This window comes from Paenibacillus paridis (assembly GCF_006345825.1).
In the GTDB taxonomy this organism is placed as follows: Bacteria; Bacillota; Bacilli; order Paenibacillales; family Paenibacillaceae; genus Pristimantibacillus; species Pristimantibacillus paridis.
The window spans coordinates 131,867-148,121 of record NZ_VCIX01000092.1 but is presented as its reverse complement, the minus strand read 5'-3'; the positions used below and the strand labels follow the sequence as shown (position 1 = coordinate 148,121).

Genomic DNA, 16,255 nt, shown 5'->3' with positions numbered 1-16,255 from the left:
TAAATGGTTTTCGATTGTATTGTTATTTAGCAGGAATTTATCCTGTTAATTCCTATGATTCAATACAAATTCAAGCAAAACGGCTATATTAACGGGAGATTTTCCTGCTATATCCGTTTCCAAGTGAGTAACGCTATATTAACGGGAGAAATTCCATCTATTTCTAAAGCCCTGACGAATAATTTCATCGACACTCTCCTTCGCCTATACGGCTTCCTCCCATTAGTCAACCGTCCAACTTTCATTTCAACGATGTGCCTTGACAAAAAAAGGCGTCTGCAGCCGCCGGGGCTGCAAGACACCTCATGTTGATTTCCCTACAATTTCGCACGAGCGATTCGGCTAAATACGAGCATAGTATAGGCTGCGGCTATTACAGCCAAATCCTTATCATTTTCTCATTAGCCTGACGATTCCATACGACATGAACTCTTGCCGAAAGCAACTTAAGGAGTCGTCTCTTCTACCCGGTCCGACCAAGAATGCTTCGGCATCCAGCCGAGCACATCCTGCGCTAGCCGGTTGCTGACCACAGCCGTCCGTCCCGGCAATGGCGCACGCAAGTCCGCAACCTCGGGGTAAAAATGGCTTAGCAGCTTCTCCGTGTCCCAATCGCATAACGTGTCGCTGCTCGTAATATTCAGACAGATGGCCCCGCGATCCTCGACCTGCAGCGAAGCAATGCATGCGCTCACCGCATCGCGGATATCGATATAGCTCCATAAAATGTTCTTAAAGGCTTCCGGCCTGCCCACAGCCAGATGCTTATAATCCTCCGGCTTCGTAATCATCGAGAACCGCAGCGAAATGACCTGCATGCCGTTCCTCCGGTCGAACATGGCAGCTGTCAGCTCATTGACCACCTTGGATAAGCCGTAACATTCCTGCGGCTGCTGCGGATGATCCTCATCGAGCGGCAAATAATCCGGCGAGAAAGGCGTCGGTGCCCAAGCAAAGCCATAGGAAGACTCGCTTGAGCCCATCACCACCTTGCGAATGCCAAGGATCGAAGCCGCTTCCAAAATGTGATAGCCTGCGGCTGTATTATTAGTAAATATTTGCGGATACGTATAGACAAGCGGCGCTGGAATAGCCGCCAAATGAATGATGGCATCCGCGCCGTGGAGAGCCGATACCACCTGGCCAAAATCATTCAAGTCGACGGTCACTTGCCTGCAGCGAAGCTGCGTGGAGCGCTGATTGTCCAGCGACACCACCTGATAGCCCTGCTGCTGAAGGGTGTGGATGAGCTGCGTGCCCAGCTTGCCGCTGCCGCCGGTTACTGCAATCGTATGCATAGGGTTGTCCCTCCGTTTCTGTTTCTTTATGGACGCACAAGCGTCCCGTCTGCTTTCCGGTCAAGGTGATAGGGATTGTGGTAAGCACCACGATTCCAGTTCTCGCCGATTAGCAGCTGCGCTTTGAGTTCATCTAGCTCGATGCCGAGTCCCGGCTTGGTTGAGGGATACAAATAACCGCCCTTGCGGACAATATGCCCTTCAAAAGCATCCAGCTCCTCCGGCCGGAAATGGTTCACTTCCTGTATGCCGAAATTCCAAATCGCCATGTCCAAATGAACGGCGGCCGCTTGGTTTACGGGATCGTTTTCCCCGCCTTCCTGCCATGCGGTACGTACGCCAAATGCCTCGCACAGCGCTGCAATTTTGCGGCAGGCGCTTATGCCTCCCGCTTTGGAGACGCGAACCCGAATGAAATCGATCAACCGCTCCTTGACTAGCTCCGTCCATTCCTGCGGATTCACGAACAGCTCACCCACCGCTTGCGGCGTCGCGCTCTGCTGCCGCAAATGCCGATACCAGCCAATCTGCTCCGGCGCAAGCGCATCCTCCAGAAAAAACAAACCGTAAGGCTCAACCCGTTTGGCAAGCTGTACCGCATTAATTGGAGAGAGATGCTCATGAACGTCATGCGTAAATTGGATTCCCATGCCAAACGCTACCCGCAGCTTCTCGAACATGTCCGGAATCGCATTCAAATACGCTTGTTCGTCAAAGATCGGACCCCGAGACCAGGGGTTTACCGGAAGATTCGCCTTGCTATGATCAATGAATCCGCCGCCGCCATATCCGCCCATTTGTACACGGATGACGGTATAGCCTTCCTCGATATACCGCTGCACATCTTCTTTCAGTTCACCGATATCGGCTCCCCCGGCATGTCCGTAACACGGTACGGCAGCGCGGCTCGCGCCTCCTAGCAGCTGATACACAGGCAAACCGGCTTCCTTGCCCTTAATATCCCATAATGCCATATCAATGCCGCCGATTGCGGTATGCAAAATCGCGCCGTTTCGCCAGTATCCGCTCATATACATCGTTTGCCAAAGGTCTTCTATATTCGCAGCATCCTTGCCAATCAGCAGCGGTGCCAGCAATTGCTCAATCACCTGTACAACAGCCTCCGGGTTGTAAATATCCGAAGCGGAGCCTAACCCGTAAAGACCATCTTGATCCGTAAGTACCTTCACAATCGTCCAGGTTCCGTTTTTTCGCGTACGGATACACTGGATTCCCGTAATTTTCGCCATGCTTTCACCATCCCTTTGTTATGTCACGAATAGTTTAAGCCTATCTCGCGGCGTTCGATATGAGGCATCCTTGGCTTTTCTATCCTATGATTAGCCTCTTTATGCTTCCTAGCACATTCTCGCGCTGGAAGCTATCGATATCGCTTGCCGCCTATCATGATTTCGGATTCATAGTTTGCTATACTAAAGGCTAGACTATCCCGTGCTTCATTTTTGGAATGGGACGATTAAAGAAAGGGAGAAGATCACATGGAAGTCAACATTATCACATTGCCTTTGTTTCATCTCGTGGGATACAAACTTGAAGCAACAATTGCTGAGTTTGAAGCTGGTGTCGGCAAGCAAAGCTACCGTACATTAATGAAAAGAAAAGAGGAAGTTCAACACCGAAAAAGTGACCGCGTCATTTTAATGCAAATCTATCCGATGAATGCGGATTTTAATCCACAGGTTGACAAGTTTATTAATATAATCGGCTATGAGGCGGATATGCCCGGTACGGTTCCTTCCGGTATGATCAGCCATACGGTCCCCGAAAATAAATATGCGGCCTACACGCATCAGGGGCCGGAATCCGAGCTAGCGAGCTCCTACAACTATCTTTACAGCCAATGGATGAGTGAAACGGGCAATGCGCCAAAGGATTATGATTTTGAAATATGGGATGAACGATATAAGCCGGAACATGCTGCAAATGAAATTGATTTATTTATCGCTATCCAATAATCATTCCTTTACCGTAGAAAATTGAACGAAATGACCGAAGCCCTGTTCAACCTTTATTGCAAATTCGTAAAGCCCGTATTCTCGATAGTCGCTTGCACTTGAAAGTCGAGCTTGAGCTTCGGATAATATTTCGTGCGCCAATCCTTCAGCTGCGTCCTCGGTATGATATTGCGGAAATATTGTCCTGTACCCAATATATCAGCCCCGCTCGCTTGCAGCTTGACGAACATTTGGTCAAATCGAGTTTTCAGCATCACCTCAATCTCCTTCTTGATTTCATCGCTAGTCGGATGTCCCTTCGTTTCCTGAATGACGACCTTTAATTTTATTTTGCTTTTCAAATAAGGCTTTCCATCGAGCATTGTGCCTTTGTGACGAATGGAATTGCTTGTGATGAGCACGCTCGCGTGATCCATGACTTCAATTTTCCCCTGCGTGCTCTCGCCGTTAAAAGCATTAAACAGCAAGGTTTCGTCCGAATCGATTTGCGCAACCATTTTACCGTTTTTGATGACGCCAGAGCCCTCATGCTGTACAACGGTTGAAGTGCCCGAGTGAATAACCGGTATGGCGACATCCCGAGTATAGGAGTGAATGCTGCGATAGACCTCCCACACCCGCGTTAAAGCAATTTGTGGGTTCCAGCCTGCATTTTTTTCGAAGAAATCATATAACGTCGTGCCCTTCGGCTCCATCTTCGTCTTTACTTTTATGAAAAACTGCTCCATATCCTCATCGCAAATGGATACAAGCGTCTTTGGGGATACGTCCCGTCCTCTCATAAAATCCGCAATCGAATCATCTACCCCCGATTGAGCATATTTTTTATCGAGCAAGATAAGCTTCACATGAAGCAGATCCACATGATCCTCCAGATTGGCGCTGATTTTATCGACTGCATGGTTAATCGTGCTGCCTGATCCGGTAACGATTTTAATTAACGTACGATTTTGAATTGGCTCCGGGATTTGAAGAAAGATTTTATACTCGCTATCCTTTTTCGACACGCCCATCACAACCGGCAGCACGCGATGGTTAATATCCGTATTGTCCCAGCACCCGCATAACGCAACCACAAGGCTTAGGGCAAGCATCGATTTACCTACTTTCATCCTTCTGCCTCCTTCCTGAGCGAAGACCAATAATCAGAATGGAAAACGGAATAGCAAACAGCGTAAAGAAACGGAAGCTGATATTCCAATTGAACAGCATTTGAACGCCCTCCCAGCTCGAAATCGACATGCAAGCCGCGAAAATCAGTGTCGATACAATGAGCATGAGATAATTAGGCTTGGCTTTTGGCATGGCTCTCTTCAAAATCCGGCTGACCTCCCACAGCAGCAATGAAATAAATAACATGGAGAAGGTGATCAGACTTAGCAGTAAAAACATCGTGACCCGATCAAACATTAGCCAATTGATATGTATCGTGCTCACCAGGACAACAAATGGGAAATTGAAAGTAGATGCGGTAGCCTGTCCGAACGTAAGAATTGGCAAGTAAACGGAAAGGATAAAAAAGGGCACGAGTGCCGCAAGCGCCAGCATCATTTTGGAGCGGCTGTAGGTGAAATAAGGCGTGATGAAGCCTAGAAACAGAAAACTTCCTGCAAACGCAGAAAAACTATGTAAATACCCAGGTTTCCACAGGAAAGAAAAATTTTTGGTCAAGATCGGAAATACATAATGGAAATCCACATTTTGAAAGGAAATAATGAAGGTAAACAATATCAACGGCAGAAACAGGAAAGCGAGCAGCACACCCGTCCGAAAAATAGCGCCTATACCGTTCATTGCCATATACGTGGATATAGAAATAAATAGGCCCGAGATCGCCCATACAGGCGTATTTTCCAAAAAAACGAGGGAAATCACTTCTGAGAATCCCCGCACCGTAATGATATTGACCAACAGCAAAAAAATAACCAGAGGGCATAGAAAAACAAAAGCTGCCCACTTGCCCACGCTCAAATAAATACTGATGATGTCCTGCTTGGGAAAATAGCTTAGCCCCTTCATATAAGCCCAGACGACCAGTATATTAACGAGCATGCCGAATACGATGGGAATCCAGTGACCCTCCGTCGCACTGGAGATGATATTGCCCGGATAAAAGAAAAACATAAAGCCGAGCTGCGTCAGGCAGTATACCAGCACAACATGATTGCTTTTATCCATTTTCGGTTTCACCCTTTTTCATATTGAAATTCAAATATGAAATGCCAAACGTATTAATGCTTGCAAGGTAGGCGCTGAGTATGACCAAGCCTGCAAGCAGGCCAAGCACGCCGTAAATCGAACACAGAATGACGAGCAAATATTTGAACAATCGGATCGAAAGCGAATTTTGGAATCCAACCACCGTTGAATTTGCTATGGTCGTAGCGGCAAGCACGATAATGAGCAGATTGCTAACCAGTCTTGCCGTTACGACGGCTTGACCCAAGATGATTCCCCCTACCATCGTAATCGTTGGACCGATGCTTTTGGGGAGCCGCGTACTCGCTTCGATAATAAGCTCCAAAATGATCAGCATAAATATAATTTCCACGATCGCCGGATAAGGCACGCCCTCGCGGCTTTGGGCAATCGTCAGAGCCAGCTCGATTCGCAGCACCTCGGGATTAACCGCAACAAGCGCCACATAAAGACCTGGAGCAAGCAGTGTAGTCAGTACGCCGATCACTCGCAATATTCGGATCGCGTACATGATGGGGAGTGGGAAATTACGATCATTATCAAGCGAGAACATGTCCCATAGCAGATTGGGCAAAATAAGCGCGAATGGCAAGCGGTCAACAAACAGGATGACCTTCCCCTTCTTTAAGGCATTCGCCGCCTCTTGCGGCAATTCCGTCGTATAAAATTTCGGTATGATCGACCAAGAGGAGAAACCCATAGTTTTGGAGAGGTTCTGCAAATTATTAATATCGTTATCGCTGCTGCTTTCAATTTGTTTAATAATTTTGTCCACTAAATCCGGCTCGACATGGCAATTATCGTAGAGCAATGATATTTTTTTAAGCTGCTCACTGCCTGTTAAAAATGTTTTTACACGCACATGCTTAGATATGCTTTGTTTTCTGACAATGCCGATATTCGTATCAATATCCTCGTTGAACGAGCTCATCGATCCTTGAAGGACGTTCTCGTTCGTAGGCGATTCCACCGCTCGGCTCAATTCAATCGGAATGGGGTCTACGACTACATAACGCCGCTGTCCCCCAAACAATAGGATGAGCTTTCCGCCCATAATCATGGTTACCGTTTCTTCCAAATCAAACTCTCTGATGTCGCCGAAAACCGCCATGAGCTCAGTAAGATCGCTTATAGTCTCCGACAGGCTCTCCCTATTTTTGCGCAGCGCAATTTTCGTCCTCGTCAAATCAATCAAGGTCACAAAACCCATCATAACGTAAGGAATGCCGCCCATATGATCCGGCAGGATGAAAAAATCGTCGTTCCCGCCCAGCCTTCTTTCAATCTCCTTCATATAAGATTCCATGTACCCGCTGCCCCTTATAAACAAAATATTCCTCTTACGATTGTCCCCTCCTTGCTGCTTTATATACAAAAAAAGAGGGTCTCCTAATGGAAGACGCCTCTTTGAAACGATGGATTAGACTAGGAACTATAAATTTCCAACTCGTATATTCGGGCATTGCTCCTGTCGCCAGGCACTTGGTAGTAGCCCGCATTGTCCTGAACAGGTGCCGTAATATACAACCGGACATAGCTTGCACTAAAGGGAGCCACAATGCGGTCGGTAACGGCTGCCGTATTGCCTGTTACGGTATCAACATCCGTCCAGTTCAAGCCATCATTGCTCTTTTGCAGCTTGAAGCTTTTGGTGTTGTAGGCTGCGGCTTCTCCGCCTGAGCCGGCGTGCTTAACGACCCAACGGGTTATGGACGCTTGGCTTCCCAAATTGACGCTGAGCCATTTGTCACCGGGAGATGAGCTAAGCGGCTGCGAGGTCCACTTGGTTCCCGCATTGCCATCTACCGCCTTCTCCTTCGTTTCCGCTCCTCCGATGGTGTCACTGGACACCGTTGGTTTGTTAAGAGCCAAATTTCCTGTCGCAATCGGCCCGCCGCCGCTAAGCGCTTGATTCATCATCGCGGTAATTGTGCTCAGAGCCGTCCCGTTCGGCGCAATGTGAACGGTCTCGTTCGCGGATGTGGCAACTGTAAGTTCAGTGCCGGACATGGTACCTGCGTCAGCGCCGTTCCTATAGACACGTACCGTTTGGCCTGGCCATGGATTAACGATTGCAGCTGTGCGGCCTTTCTCGCTAATGATGCGCACATATTGCACTTGGTTGTTCCTTCTCTCGCTGGATACAAGATAGGCGCCGTCCGCTCTCAGGTCGCCGTATTTAGCGTCCGTGTTTTCCGGCCAGTTCGAGAATAGTCTAATTTTCCCTTGGAAGGATTGCAGCAGCATCTCCGATACAGCCGCAGGCACCGTGTTGAAATTTTCGATTCCGCCGCCATTTGTTGCGATATGCAGATTCGGATAGCTGTAGCCATTAATAAATGAAGTCAAGCGTGTCAAAATCGTAGACGGATTGTAACCGACCCTAGCCGCTGCGGGATAAAACGTATTCGTCCCGTTTCCGTCATTCCAGCTGCCGAGCTGCTCCACCATGTTTCTGGATGTTTGAAGAAGCGCGCTGCTACTCGATAATCCGATTTGTCCCGCAGGATAAATATGCTGAATGCCTATGGCGTTATCCCCGCTCCAATCCCGCCCCACCTCTGTGTACCGGAAAACCGTCTGGCCGTTTCTAGTAAACGTAGGGAACGGGCTTAGATTGTTTAATAGATTTTGCCAAGTCGTCCGCAGTCCGGCATCCTGATTTAATATGAGGCTCATATCGATGCTGCCTTGGAGCAAATAACGGACCAAGCCGAGCGACATGATTCCATTTGTTTGCGGATAAGGATCCCCTTCATGCTGGGCATCATTCACGATGTTATACTTCGTGCCATCCCATACCAAATAGTTTTGCCAAAAAGCTGCCACTTCCTTGAGGTAAGGATACACCTTGCTCGCATAGGCCGTATCATACGTATTGTAATATCGCATGATCATGTTCGTTGCCGCGAACGCTGCATTCGTTTTTTGCCCATGGATATTTCCGTCGCTTGAACCGTTTGGCAGTGGTCCTAATCCTACGGGGTAGAACACGCCGCTGTAGCCGTTCGCAGACGCCAACGCCTGTCCTTTCGGAATCCAGTCCAGCACTGGCTTATCGTAATTTTCGGCAAGCTCGATATGATTCGTCGGCAGCGTAAAGTAGAAAGGGGCTTCATAGTTGTAATTCAGGTGATAATCGCCCTTCCATTCCCCATTGCGCGCCAGCCAGTTCCCCCATAAGCCAGGCGCCATTTCCCCGGCTCTTGAGGAGCTTCCCATCAAATACAACGAGGCATAAAATGATTTTTCCACCGTCTTGTTCGGAATCTCAATAAAGGATTTGCCATAGAAGCTGTTCCACCACTCCTGATGGGTTGCCTTTAACGCGTCGATTCCCGCTTGTGTTTGGGTAGCGACATTGTTAATCGCTGCCGTTTGATAGGCGCTGCTGTCCACATTGCTCATAATGCTCGTCGCCAGCGTATACGTATTGCCGGGGGTCATCGTAAAATTTAGCGTATTGCCGCTCACGGTGCCTGTTGCCCCAAGCACTCTAGTTGCAATTCTCACTTTACGGGTGCTGTACCCACTAATCGTTTCTGCCGCATCGCCTCTAACATCCAGGTAAAGCACATCCCCCGAAGACCCAGTGGAGCTGGCAAAGCTGTTCTCATTGCCTTTCGCCAGCGATATCGCCACAGCTTTGGAGCCGCTGCCGGTATAGGTGAATTTGTTAAGCAGCAGATTGTTTACGGTGTCTGTCGCTTGCATCCAGCTTTCAGTTCGCACAATATTGCTGCCAAGGGTAAAAGTGCCGTTAACTTGAGCGCTTGCCAGCTTTTGCTCCGCAAGGTAAGCAGCACCGTTCATGGAAGGAACAGCCACGGACAGCCTTGCCATCGCTTTAACTTGTCCCTCGGCAAGTGACCAAAACTCGTTTTTGCCAAGCACCATCACCATATTGTCAATATTGCCAACCATAGCCACACCTACATCGCCATTGCCCAGCAGCGGGGCATTGGGGGTACGGGAGAAATTGCTGCCGGTTGGCGCAGACGTATATACGCCTTGGTAGGCAGCGGCGATTCGCTGCCCGTGCGCTGCAGTCAGGCTATCTGCGCTCGCTTGCTCTGGCCCAATCGGAAGACCTACGGTTGAAACGCTTAGCACGGAAGCAAGCAATGCCGTAACCCTCCACTTTTTCGATTTCCTTGGATAAAGCTTCATGATGATGACCAACTCCTTCTTTTTGATTATAAAGCGCTTACATTATTGGAATAACTAAAGCTTACTCACCTCCTTTCCTGTGGGCGAGCACTTATGGCCGAGCAGTTGTCCGCTCCCAGCTGGGAGCGGATGCCGCAAGGAGATGCTCCTCAGGCTACTTTGAGCCGAAGCGGACCGTTTTCACTTCAAACGGCGTGAAGGCCAAGGCAATCCCTTGAGAGGCTTGCCGGAGTTCAAGCGTGACGACAACTTGTTTCTCCAGCATATCCGTTTCGCACGCGGAGCGAATGGGAATGCCTGCCGTAATCAAGCAGCGGGTGGACGCGCCTTTGGCTTCATACAATCTAGCTATCCAATCGCCTGAGCCATCCTCGGCCAACTTGACCGATTCGATTATAATATTGTCGCGGTCGCACGCGAGCAGCGAAGGCGCAGGCACCGCTTGGCCGGGAAGCGTCAGCACAGGGCAATTCAATTCATAAGCTTCGCGGATGACGGGATTGCTTATAAAACCCTTGTTCCATACGTGCAGCGCATAAGTAAATTCGTGCTTGCCCTCATCCGCGCGTTCATCCGGCCAGGTTGGCGAACGAAGCAGCGTTAAATTCATGTGCTTGCCAGCCACATTCAACCCATATTTGCAGTCATTAAGCAAAGAGAATACCCTGTCCCCTTCTACCAATGAGGACCATTTATGCTGATTAACCTCGTAGCGGTCGGCATCATGCGGACGGGAGTAATGGTTCGGCCGTTTAACATAGCCGAACTGAATCTCGTTCAGCGATTCAGCCGCATGAACGTTGACTGCAAAGCCTACTTTAAGCAGCTTATGCTTTTCTCTCCAGTCCACGCTCGTGCGAAACTCCACCCTTCTGCTGCCTGCCTCCAGACGAACGCTTTGGCTAACTACGGATTGGTTAATGACGCGCTCTATGTAAAGCTCCGCGAATAAGGGTCCTTGGGCCGTTACGCGTATGGCTGCCTGCTCTGGCAAGCGAATCGCCGACTCGGCATACCTGCGGTCTATTTCCCAAGCGTCGAAGTTGGATGGCTGGTCGCGGTACATCAGCATTTCATTGCACAGCCCGTCTGCCCATTCCTCATTCGTTTCTTTGTCCCAGAGGCTGGTTATTTCGCCGAACTCATTCAATGTGAGTCGTAGCCATTCATTTTCAAGTGAGCTAGCGGTTGCCTTCACGCCTTCTCCAGGAACTGCCTCCGTTTGATCCTGCACCAAAGAGAGATGGTTCAATCCGGGAACCAATATTTTCGCTACCGTTTTGCCCTGATAAAATTGATGAGCAAGCGATTCACCGTCTAGTTTTCTCGCTCCAACGAATCCTTCAGGCAGCTCCACAAGCACGGTTCGCTCCCATGGCAGCGAATTAAAGACCGTTAGGCCAAGGCGAGAGGCGTCCGTTAAAGCGGATGCGGCTGCATGCGCCAGCTTATCCGCTGACAGCAGCAGTTCTTCGAAATCCTGTTCGGCCTCCTCATGTACCCTTGAAATGGAATTTCCTGGCAAAATATCATGGAATTGCAGCAGCAGCAGTTTGCGCCAGGCGTCATCCAGCCCTTGCTTCGGATAAGCGCTTCGTCCGCGCAATTGGGCAAGAGCACTCCAGAGCTCGGCTTCCCTTAGCGCCAGCTCTCCCTTGCGGTTCCCGCGCTTCATCTTCGCTTGCGAAGTAAGCGTTCCCCGGTGGGCAGGATAGTAGAGCTCGCCGACATAACGGGCTTCCGGCATGCCGCGGCGCTTCAAATCCTCAAAAAATTCGATCGGCGAGGAGATCTCGGTCTGCGGCACCCCTTCCAGATTGGCCATCCGGCGAAGGAACTCAAGATCATCACGGTTTGCCCCTCCGCCGCCGTCGCCATAGCCGAATTGCGAGAGGCGAGTGGCTATGCCTTCCTTCTGCACTCTCTCCTCCCACTGCTTGACGGCAAAATTCACGTCTGCCGGATTAGGAAAAGGGCCATAATCCATTAAGTGAACGGCTACCGAGGAGCCGTCTATGCCCTCCCATGTGAACGTATTAAAGGGAAACGGATCACTGATATTATCGTAGGTCTGGAACATCTTTACCGAAGCAAAATATTGAATCCCGCACTTGCGCATAATTTGCGGCAGATTGCCGGAGTACCCAAACACGTCTGGCAGCCAGAGCATTTCATTGTCAACGCCAAACTCCTCGCGAAAAAACCGTTTGCCATGCAGAAACTGCCGAATCAGGCTCTCTCCGCTTGGAATATTCGTATCCGGCTCTACCCACATGCCCCCCTCGGGGATGATGCGGCCTTCTGCTACGAAGCGCTTGATTCGCCCATATAACTCAGGATACAAATCCTTGGCTAGTTGAAACAAATAAGGCTGGCTTTGCGTGTAGCGATATTCCGGATATTCCTCCAGCAGACTCAGTTGATTCGACAGCGTTCTCGCAATTTTCCGTTTCGTTTCCTCGATCGGCCACAGCCACGCAATGTCTAGATGGGATTGTCCCATCATGAACAGCTTGGGAACCGTCGACCCGTTGACGCATTCGAGCAAAGGCTTCATGGTCTCCCTTCCTTCCAGCGCCAACGCCGTGAGCCCCGCTTCGTTTACGCTCCAATCCAGTTTAGAAATCAGCTTCAGCAAGCCTCGATCAATCTCTGTCACTCGAAGCGAGTTTGGCGAGAGCGCTCCGCGAAGCTGAAACAGCACCTTCAAATCGATGAAAAATTGATAAAGCTCCTGCTGTATAGCTTCAATTGTTGCTGCTTTGTACACAGGGAGCTCCCGGTCATGTCCCGCATAAGCTTCAACTACGATCTCAAAGCAATCCCCGATCACAGCCTCTCTGGTCAGCGTAAGCGTATGATGCTGATGGTCCTGCGCGCCAGCCAGCCTGCCGTTTACATATATCGTGCTTTCGCTGCCAAGCGCCAGCCGCAGCTCCACACGCTCACCTGCAGCTGCGGCCGGAAGCTCAACTGTCGTTTTGAACCAGCCGTAATGCCACTTCTCCCCCCACTGCGTCCCTGAAGCGATCGGGGCATAACTCCCTTTTATTGCTTCCTCATAGGAAAGCCATTGATTGACGGGCATATATTCGAATGAAATGGTTTGCAGGTGTCGGTAGAGATATTGCTCCATCTCCTTTAGCCATTTTTCAATATGGTAAAGCCATTCTTTCGGTTGCATGATGAATTCCTCGCATTTCTAATTGGTGATTGCTAGCCTTTGGTCGCGCCTGCGGTTAACCCTTTGACAAGCGCCTTCTGAAAGATGATGAAAATAATAAGCACCGGCAGGGTCGTGACAATGCCTGAGGCGGTAAGCGGCCCCCACTGAATCCCTGACTTCGTAATAAAGGTATTGATTCCGGCAGGCAGGGTTCTCATGGCATCGGAGCTGACGAACGTCATCGCGATCATAATTTCCTGCCACACTGTAATGCACACGGTAAGTCCTACCGCCACTAGCCCTGACTGTGCCAACGGCAAAATCATGCGCACGAGAATGCCGAATGAAGAGCAGCCATCGATGGTCGCCGCTTCGTCAATGTCCTTTGGAATGCCTTTGAAATAGCCGGTCAGCAGCCAAATCGCCATCGGGAGCAGGATGGCACAGTAGGTCAAAATAATGCTTGTATAGGAATTAAGCAGCTCCAGCTTGCCCCACAGAATATAAAGAGGGACGATAAGCGTGGTGAGCGGCATGACCTGCGCAAATAAAATGACAGTAAAGTACGTAAGCTTTCCTTTGAATTTATAGCGAGTCATGCTGTAAGCGGCTAGGCTGGCAACCGCCAGCACGATGAATACCGTAATCGCCGTAATCAGAACGGAATTCATAAAGTAAACGGGAATTTCAGAATAGCGAAATACACTGCGGTAATGATCCCAGCTGATTTGGTTTGGAAACAACGTGGGCGGTACGGCAAAGATTTCAGCTGACGGCTTGACGGAGGTGACAAGCAGCCAGTACAAGGGAAACAAGATGACTGCTGCGATAGCAATAAATAATAGCATATGACTTCCTAGACGAATCCCTTTCAATTGTGTCACTCCTTAATAGACTTCAGCATCGATCGCATATAAGGCAAACAAACGATGCCGATAATAACCAAGCTGACCAGCGCCATGGCCGACGATTTGCCAAAATCAAAAAATTCAAACGCTAAGCGATACGTGTAAATGGGCAAGGTAGAGGTCGAATCCATCGGTCCGCCTTTGGTCGTTACCCAAATCAAATCAAAATAATTGAGCGTCCATATCGTCGTAATGACGCCGGTAGCGCCAATAATCGGCTTTAAATGCGGCAGCTTAATAAAGCTTACGATGCCAAGCCAGCGTGCGCCATCAATCTTTGCCGCCTCCACCTGATCGTTCGGAATGTCCTGCAGCCCCGCAAGCAGCATGAGGAACCAGAATGGGAAAGCCTTCCACGTATTCACGAAAATTAATGTCCCAAGGGCCATTTGGTCGGAGCCCAGCCAGGAAATGTTCTCTTTACTCAAGTGCAGCGTTTTGAGCAGATCGTTTAAAATGCCCATGTCCGACTGCAGCATCCAGCTCCACATAAGTGCCGTAACGACGCCAGGCAGCACCCAAGGCAGCAGGAGCAGCGACCGAAGCGCCCCCTTGCTTCTTCTTCTCTCATCTACATATAAAGCGCCAAGTAAGCCAATCAACATTTGGAGCGTCACGCCAATGAAGGTCCAGATGACCGTCGTCCACAGCACGCTTCGAAACACTTCATCCGACAGAATGGACGTGAAGTTATCGAAACCAATAAAAGGCTTGTCGGGCCGGCTCAGCTGCCAGCGGTGCACGCTGACATACAGATTGTAAAGAAGCGGATACGTCAGCAGGCTTGCGATAATGACCACCGAGGGCAGCAGGTACATATAAGGAACCGAATTTCGGAAAAAACGTTTACGAATCATCTTGTTGCCTCCGGGTTCATCGATTGGGAGACGGGCAGACGCAGCAGCGTCGCCTGCCCACACTATCCATTATTTTTGAGCTATAATTTCGTTTATTTTCGCTTCAAGCTTGCCTGCTTCGGCTTCGGCAGCTTCGCCGCCCAGCAGAACCTTGTTTACCGAATCATATACTGCAGCGTCAATCTCTTTGTAAAAGAGCGTTTTGGGCTGCGATTGTCTAGCGAACTTGATTTGATCCATAAAGATTTTGTAAGCGGGATCCGTTGCGAACTTAGATACGGCAAGCGATGCGTTATTGGCTGGGACATCGCTCATCGTACGTGCATTGAAATCAACCGAGGTAAGCAGCTGAGCCAGCTTAAGCGCTTGTTCAGGATGCTTGCTCTTCGCGGACACCGCAATGCCGAAGCCGCCACCGAAGGAGCCGTCAGCCGCGCCCTCGTTGTATTTCGGAACCAATGCTTGGCCGTAGAAGTCTGCGTTTTTCAAATCGGGATTCTGATCCGTTACCCACGTGCCTGCCAGCACCATGCCTACCTTCTGCTGGGCAAACAGCGTCGCCACCTTCAAATGGTCGAGTGTTGCGTAGTCAGCTTCATAAGCAGGTCCCATATCCTTCAACAATTGCAAATAATCTTTAAATTCTGATGTATTTACATTTGGAGTAATAGCGCCGCTGTCATCCACTTGAATGATAGAGCTTCCAGAAGCGGTGAATAGGCTTTGCGCCGGGAACTCCTTCAGCCCCAGATCCATGCCGAACCCTGCCGCGTCGGTAGCATCCGCAATCTTCAAAGCGTAATCCTTCAGCTCCGACCATGTCGCGGGCGGCTTCATAGGATCAAGGCCCGCTTGCTTAAACAGTTCCTTGTTGTACCAGAGTATCCTGGCATCCGTAGTGTAAGGCATCGCCATAGGCTTGCCGTTCCATGTATACATGGACAAAATGCCTGGGAAAAAATCCTTGAACGCGTCCTCGCTCAGTTTCTCGCCCAGATCAAGCAAGTAACCCGAGTTTGCAAACGTAGGGAAATCCGGATTGTTTACAATAAACACATCCGGGGCATTGCCGCTTGCGAACATCACCTTGTATTTCGTTTCCCAAGTGCCCCAAGGATCGCTTTGGAATTCAACCTCAAAGCCAGGGTTTTCTTTCGCAAATCTTTCCTTCAGCTCTTCGAACACAGGTGCGAAATTCGGGTCCGTCACCCATTCTGAGAAACCATAGTAGATGAGCTTTTCGATTTTTCCAGACGTTCCCGCATTGCTGCCAGCGCTTTCATTCCCAGAAGAGGAGTTACCCTTGTCGTTCGAATTGCTTCCACAGCCTGTACTCACAATCCCAATCAGCATGACCGTTAAAAGAATAATGGCCAGCTTGCCGAACCGTTTGTTCATTTGTCAAATCCCCCTTGACCTTTGGTTTGTATTGTCAACGCTCGTCCCTCTGCATGGCCGATAACGCTTACAATCAATCTTGTTAGATGCTGCATGTTTCGTTAAAGATAGCTTTGAAACAATCTGTATCAAATTAAATAATACAGAGTTGAAATTACTGTATTACTTTCATACCGTTATGATAGATCCTATCTCTATCTGTGTCAATACTATGATCATAAATATTATATTAATGATACAGTTGATACAACAAATAAGACCCTTGCCATTGAAGACAAGGGTC

11 protein-coding genes are annotated in these 16,255 nt (G+C 49.4%); 1 reads left to right on the top strand and 10 read right to left on the bottom strand.

The window, feature by feature from the left end:
• Positions 1 to 446 precede the first annotated feature (446 nt).
• Complete coding sequence (locus FJQ58_RS22910) at positions 447 to 1,298, bottom strand: NAD-dependent epimerase/dehydratase family protein (protein WP_139997144.1); 852 nt, start codon at positions 1,296 to 1,298, stop codon at positions 447 to 449.
• Between the two features lie 26 nt (positions 1,299 to 1,324).
• Positions 1,325 to 2,548: an enolase C-terminal domain-like protein gene (locus FJQ58_RS22905; protein WP_139997143.1), complete on the bottom strand. Its 1,224-nt coding sequence runs from the start codon at positions 2,546 to 2,548 to the stop codon at positions 1,325 to 1,327.
• A gap of 249 nt (positions 2,549 to 2,797) precedes the next feature.
• Here FJQ58_RS22905 and FJQ58_RS22900 point away from each other — a divergent pair, with 249 nt between their 5' ends.
• The gene (locus FJQ58_RS22900; protein ID WP_139997142.1) at positions 2,798 to 3,274 is read left to right on the top strand and encodes a GyrI-like domain-containing protein; all 477 of its coding nucleotides are present in this window, start codon (positions 2,798 to 2,800) and stop codon (positions 3,272 to 3,274) included.
• 53 nt (positions 3,275 to 3,327) lie between these two features.
• On the opposite strand, the gene FJQ58_RS22895 is transcribed toward FJQ58_RS22900, so the two are convergent.
• The 8 genes from FJQ58_RS22895 to FJQ58_RS22860 form a co-directional block, all read right to left on the bottom strand.
• Entirely contained in the window at positions 3,328 to 4,386 is a 1,059-nt protein-coding gene (locus FJQ58_RS22895) for a Ger(x)C family spore germination protein (RefSeq protein ID WP_139997141.1), read from the bottom strand.
• Positions 4,373 to 5,452, bottom strand: coding sequence for a GerAB/ArcD/ProY family transporter (locus FJQ58_RS22890; RefSeq protein WP_139997140.1), 1,080 nt, complete (start codon positions 5,450 to 5,452; stop codon positions 4,373 to 4,375). Before FJQ58_RS22890 ends, FJQ58_RS22895 begins: the two co-directional genes overlap by 14 nt.
• Positions 5,445 to 6,779 (bottom strand): spore germination protein, encoded by a 1,335-nt coding sequence (locus FJQ58_RS22885; protein WP_139997139.1) that lies wholly within the window; start codon positions 6,777 to 6,779, stop codon positions 5,445 to 5,447. Before FJQ58_RS22885 ends, FJQ58_RS22890 begins: the two co-directional genes overlap by 8 nt.
• Positions 6,780 to 6,898: 119 nt before the next feature.
• The gene (locus FJQ58_RS22880; protein WP_139997138.1) at positions 6,899 to 9,643 is read right to left on the bottom strand and encodes a discoidin domain-containing protein; all 2,745 of its coding nucleotides are present in this window, start codon (positions 9,641 to 9,643) and stop codon (positions 6,899 to 6,901) included.
• A gap of 154 nt (positions 9,644 to 9,797) precedes the next feature.
• Positions 9,798 to 12,827 (bottom strand): alpha-mannosidase, encoded by a 3,030-nt coding sequence (locus FJQ58_RS22875; RefSeq protein ID WP_238404280.1) that lies wholly within the window; start codon positions 12,825 to 12,827, stop codon positions 9,798 to 9,800.
• Between the two features lie 32 nt (positions 12,828 to 12,859).
• A complete protein-coding gene (locus FJQ58_RS22870; protein ID WP_139997136.1) occupies positions 12,860 to 13,684 on the bottom strand; it encodes a carbohydrate ABC transporter permease in 825 nt (274 codons plus the stop codon).
• A gap of 5 nt (positions 13,685 to 13,689) precedes the next feature.
• Complete coding sequence (locus tag FJQ58_RS22865; protein ID WP_139997135.1) at positions 13,690 to 14,574, bottom strand: carbohydrate ABC transporter permease; 885 nt, start codon at positions 14,572 to 14,574, stop codon at positions 13,690 to 13,692.
• Positions 14,575 to 14,643: 69 nt separating this feature from the next.
• On the bottom strand, positions 14,644 to 15,972 hold the full coding sequence (locus FJQ58_RS22860) for an ABC transporter substrate-binding protein (RefSeq protein ID WP_139997134.1): 1,329 nt from the start codon (positions 15,970 to 15,972) through the stop codon (positions 14,644 to 14,646).
• Positions 15,973 to 16,255: the final 283 nt, after the last annotated feature.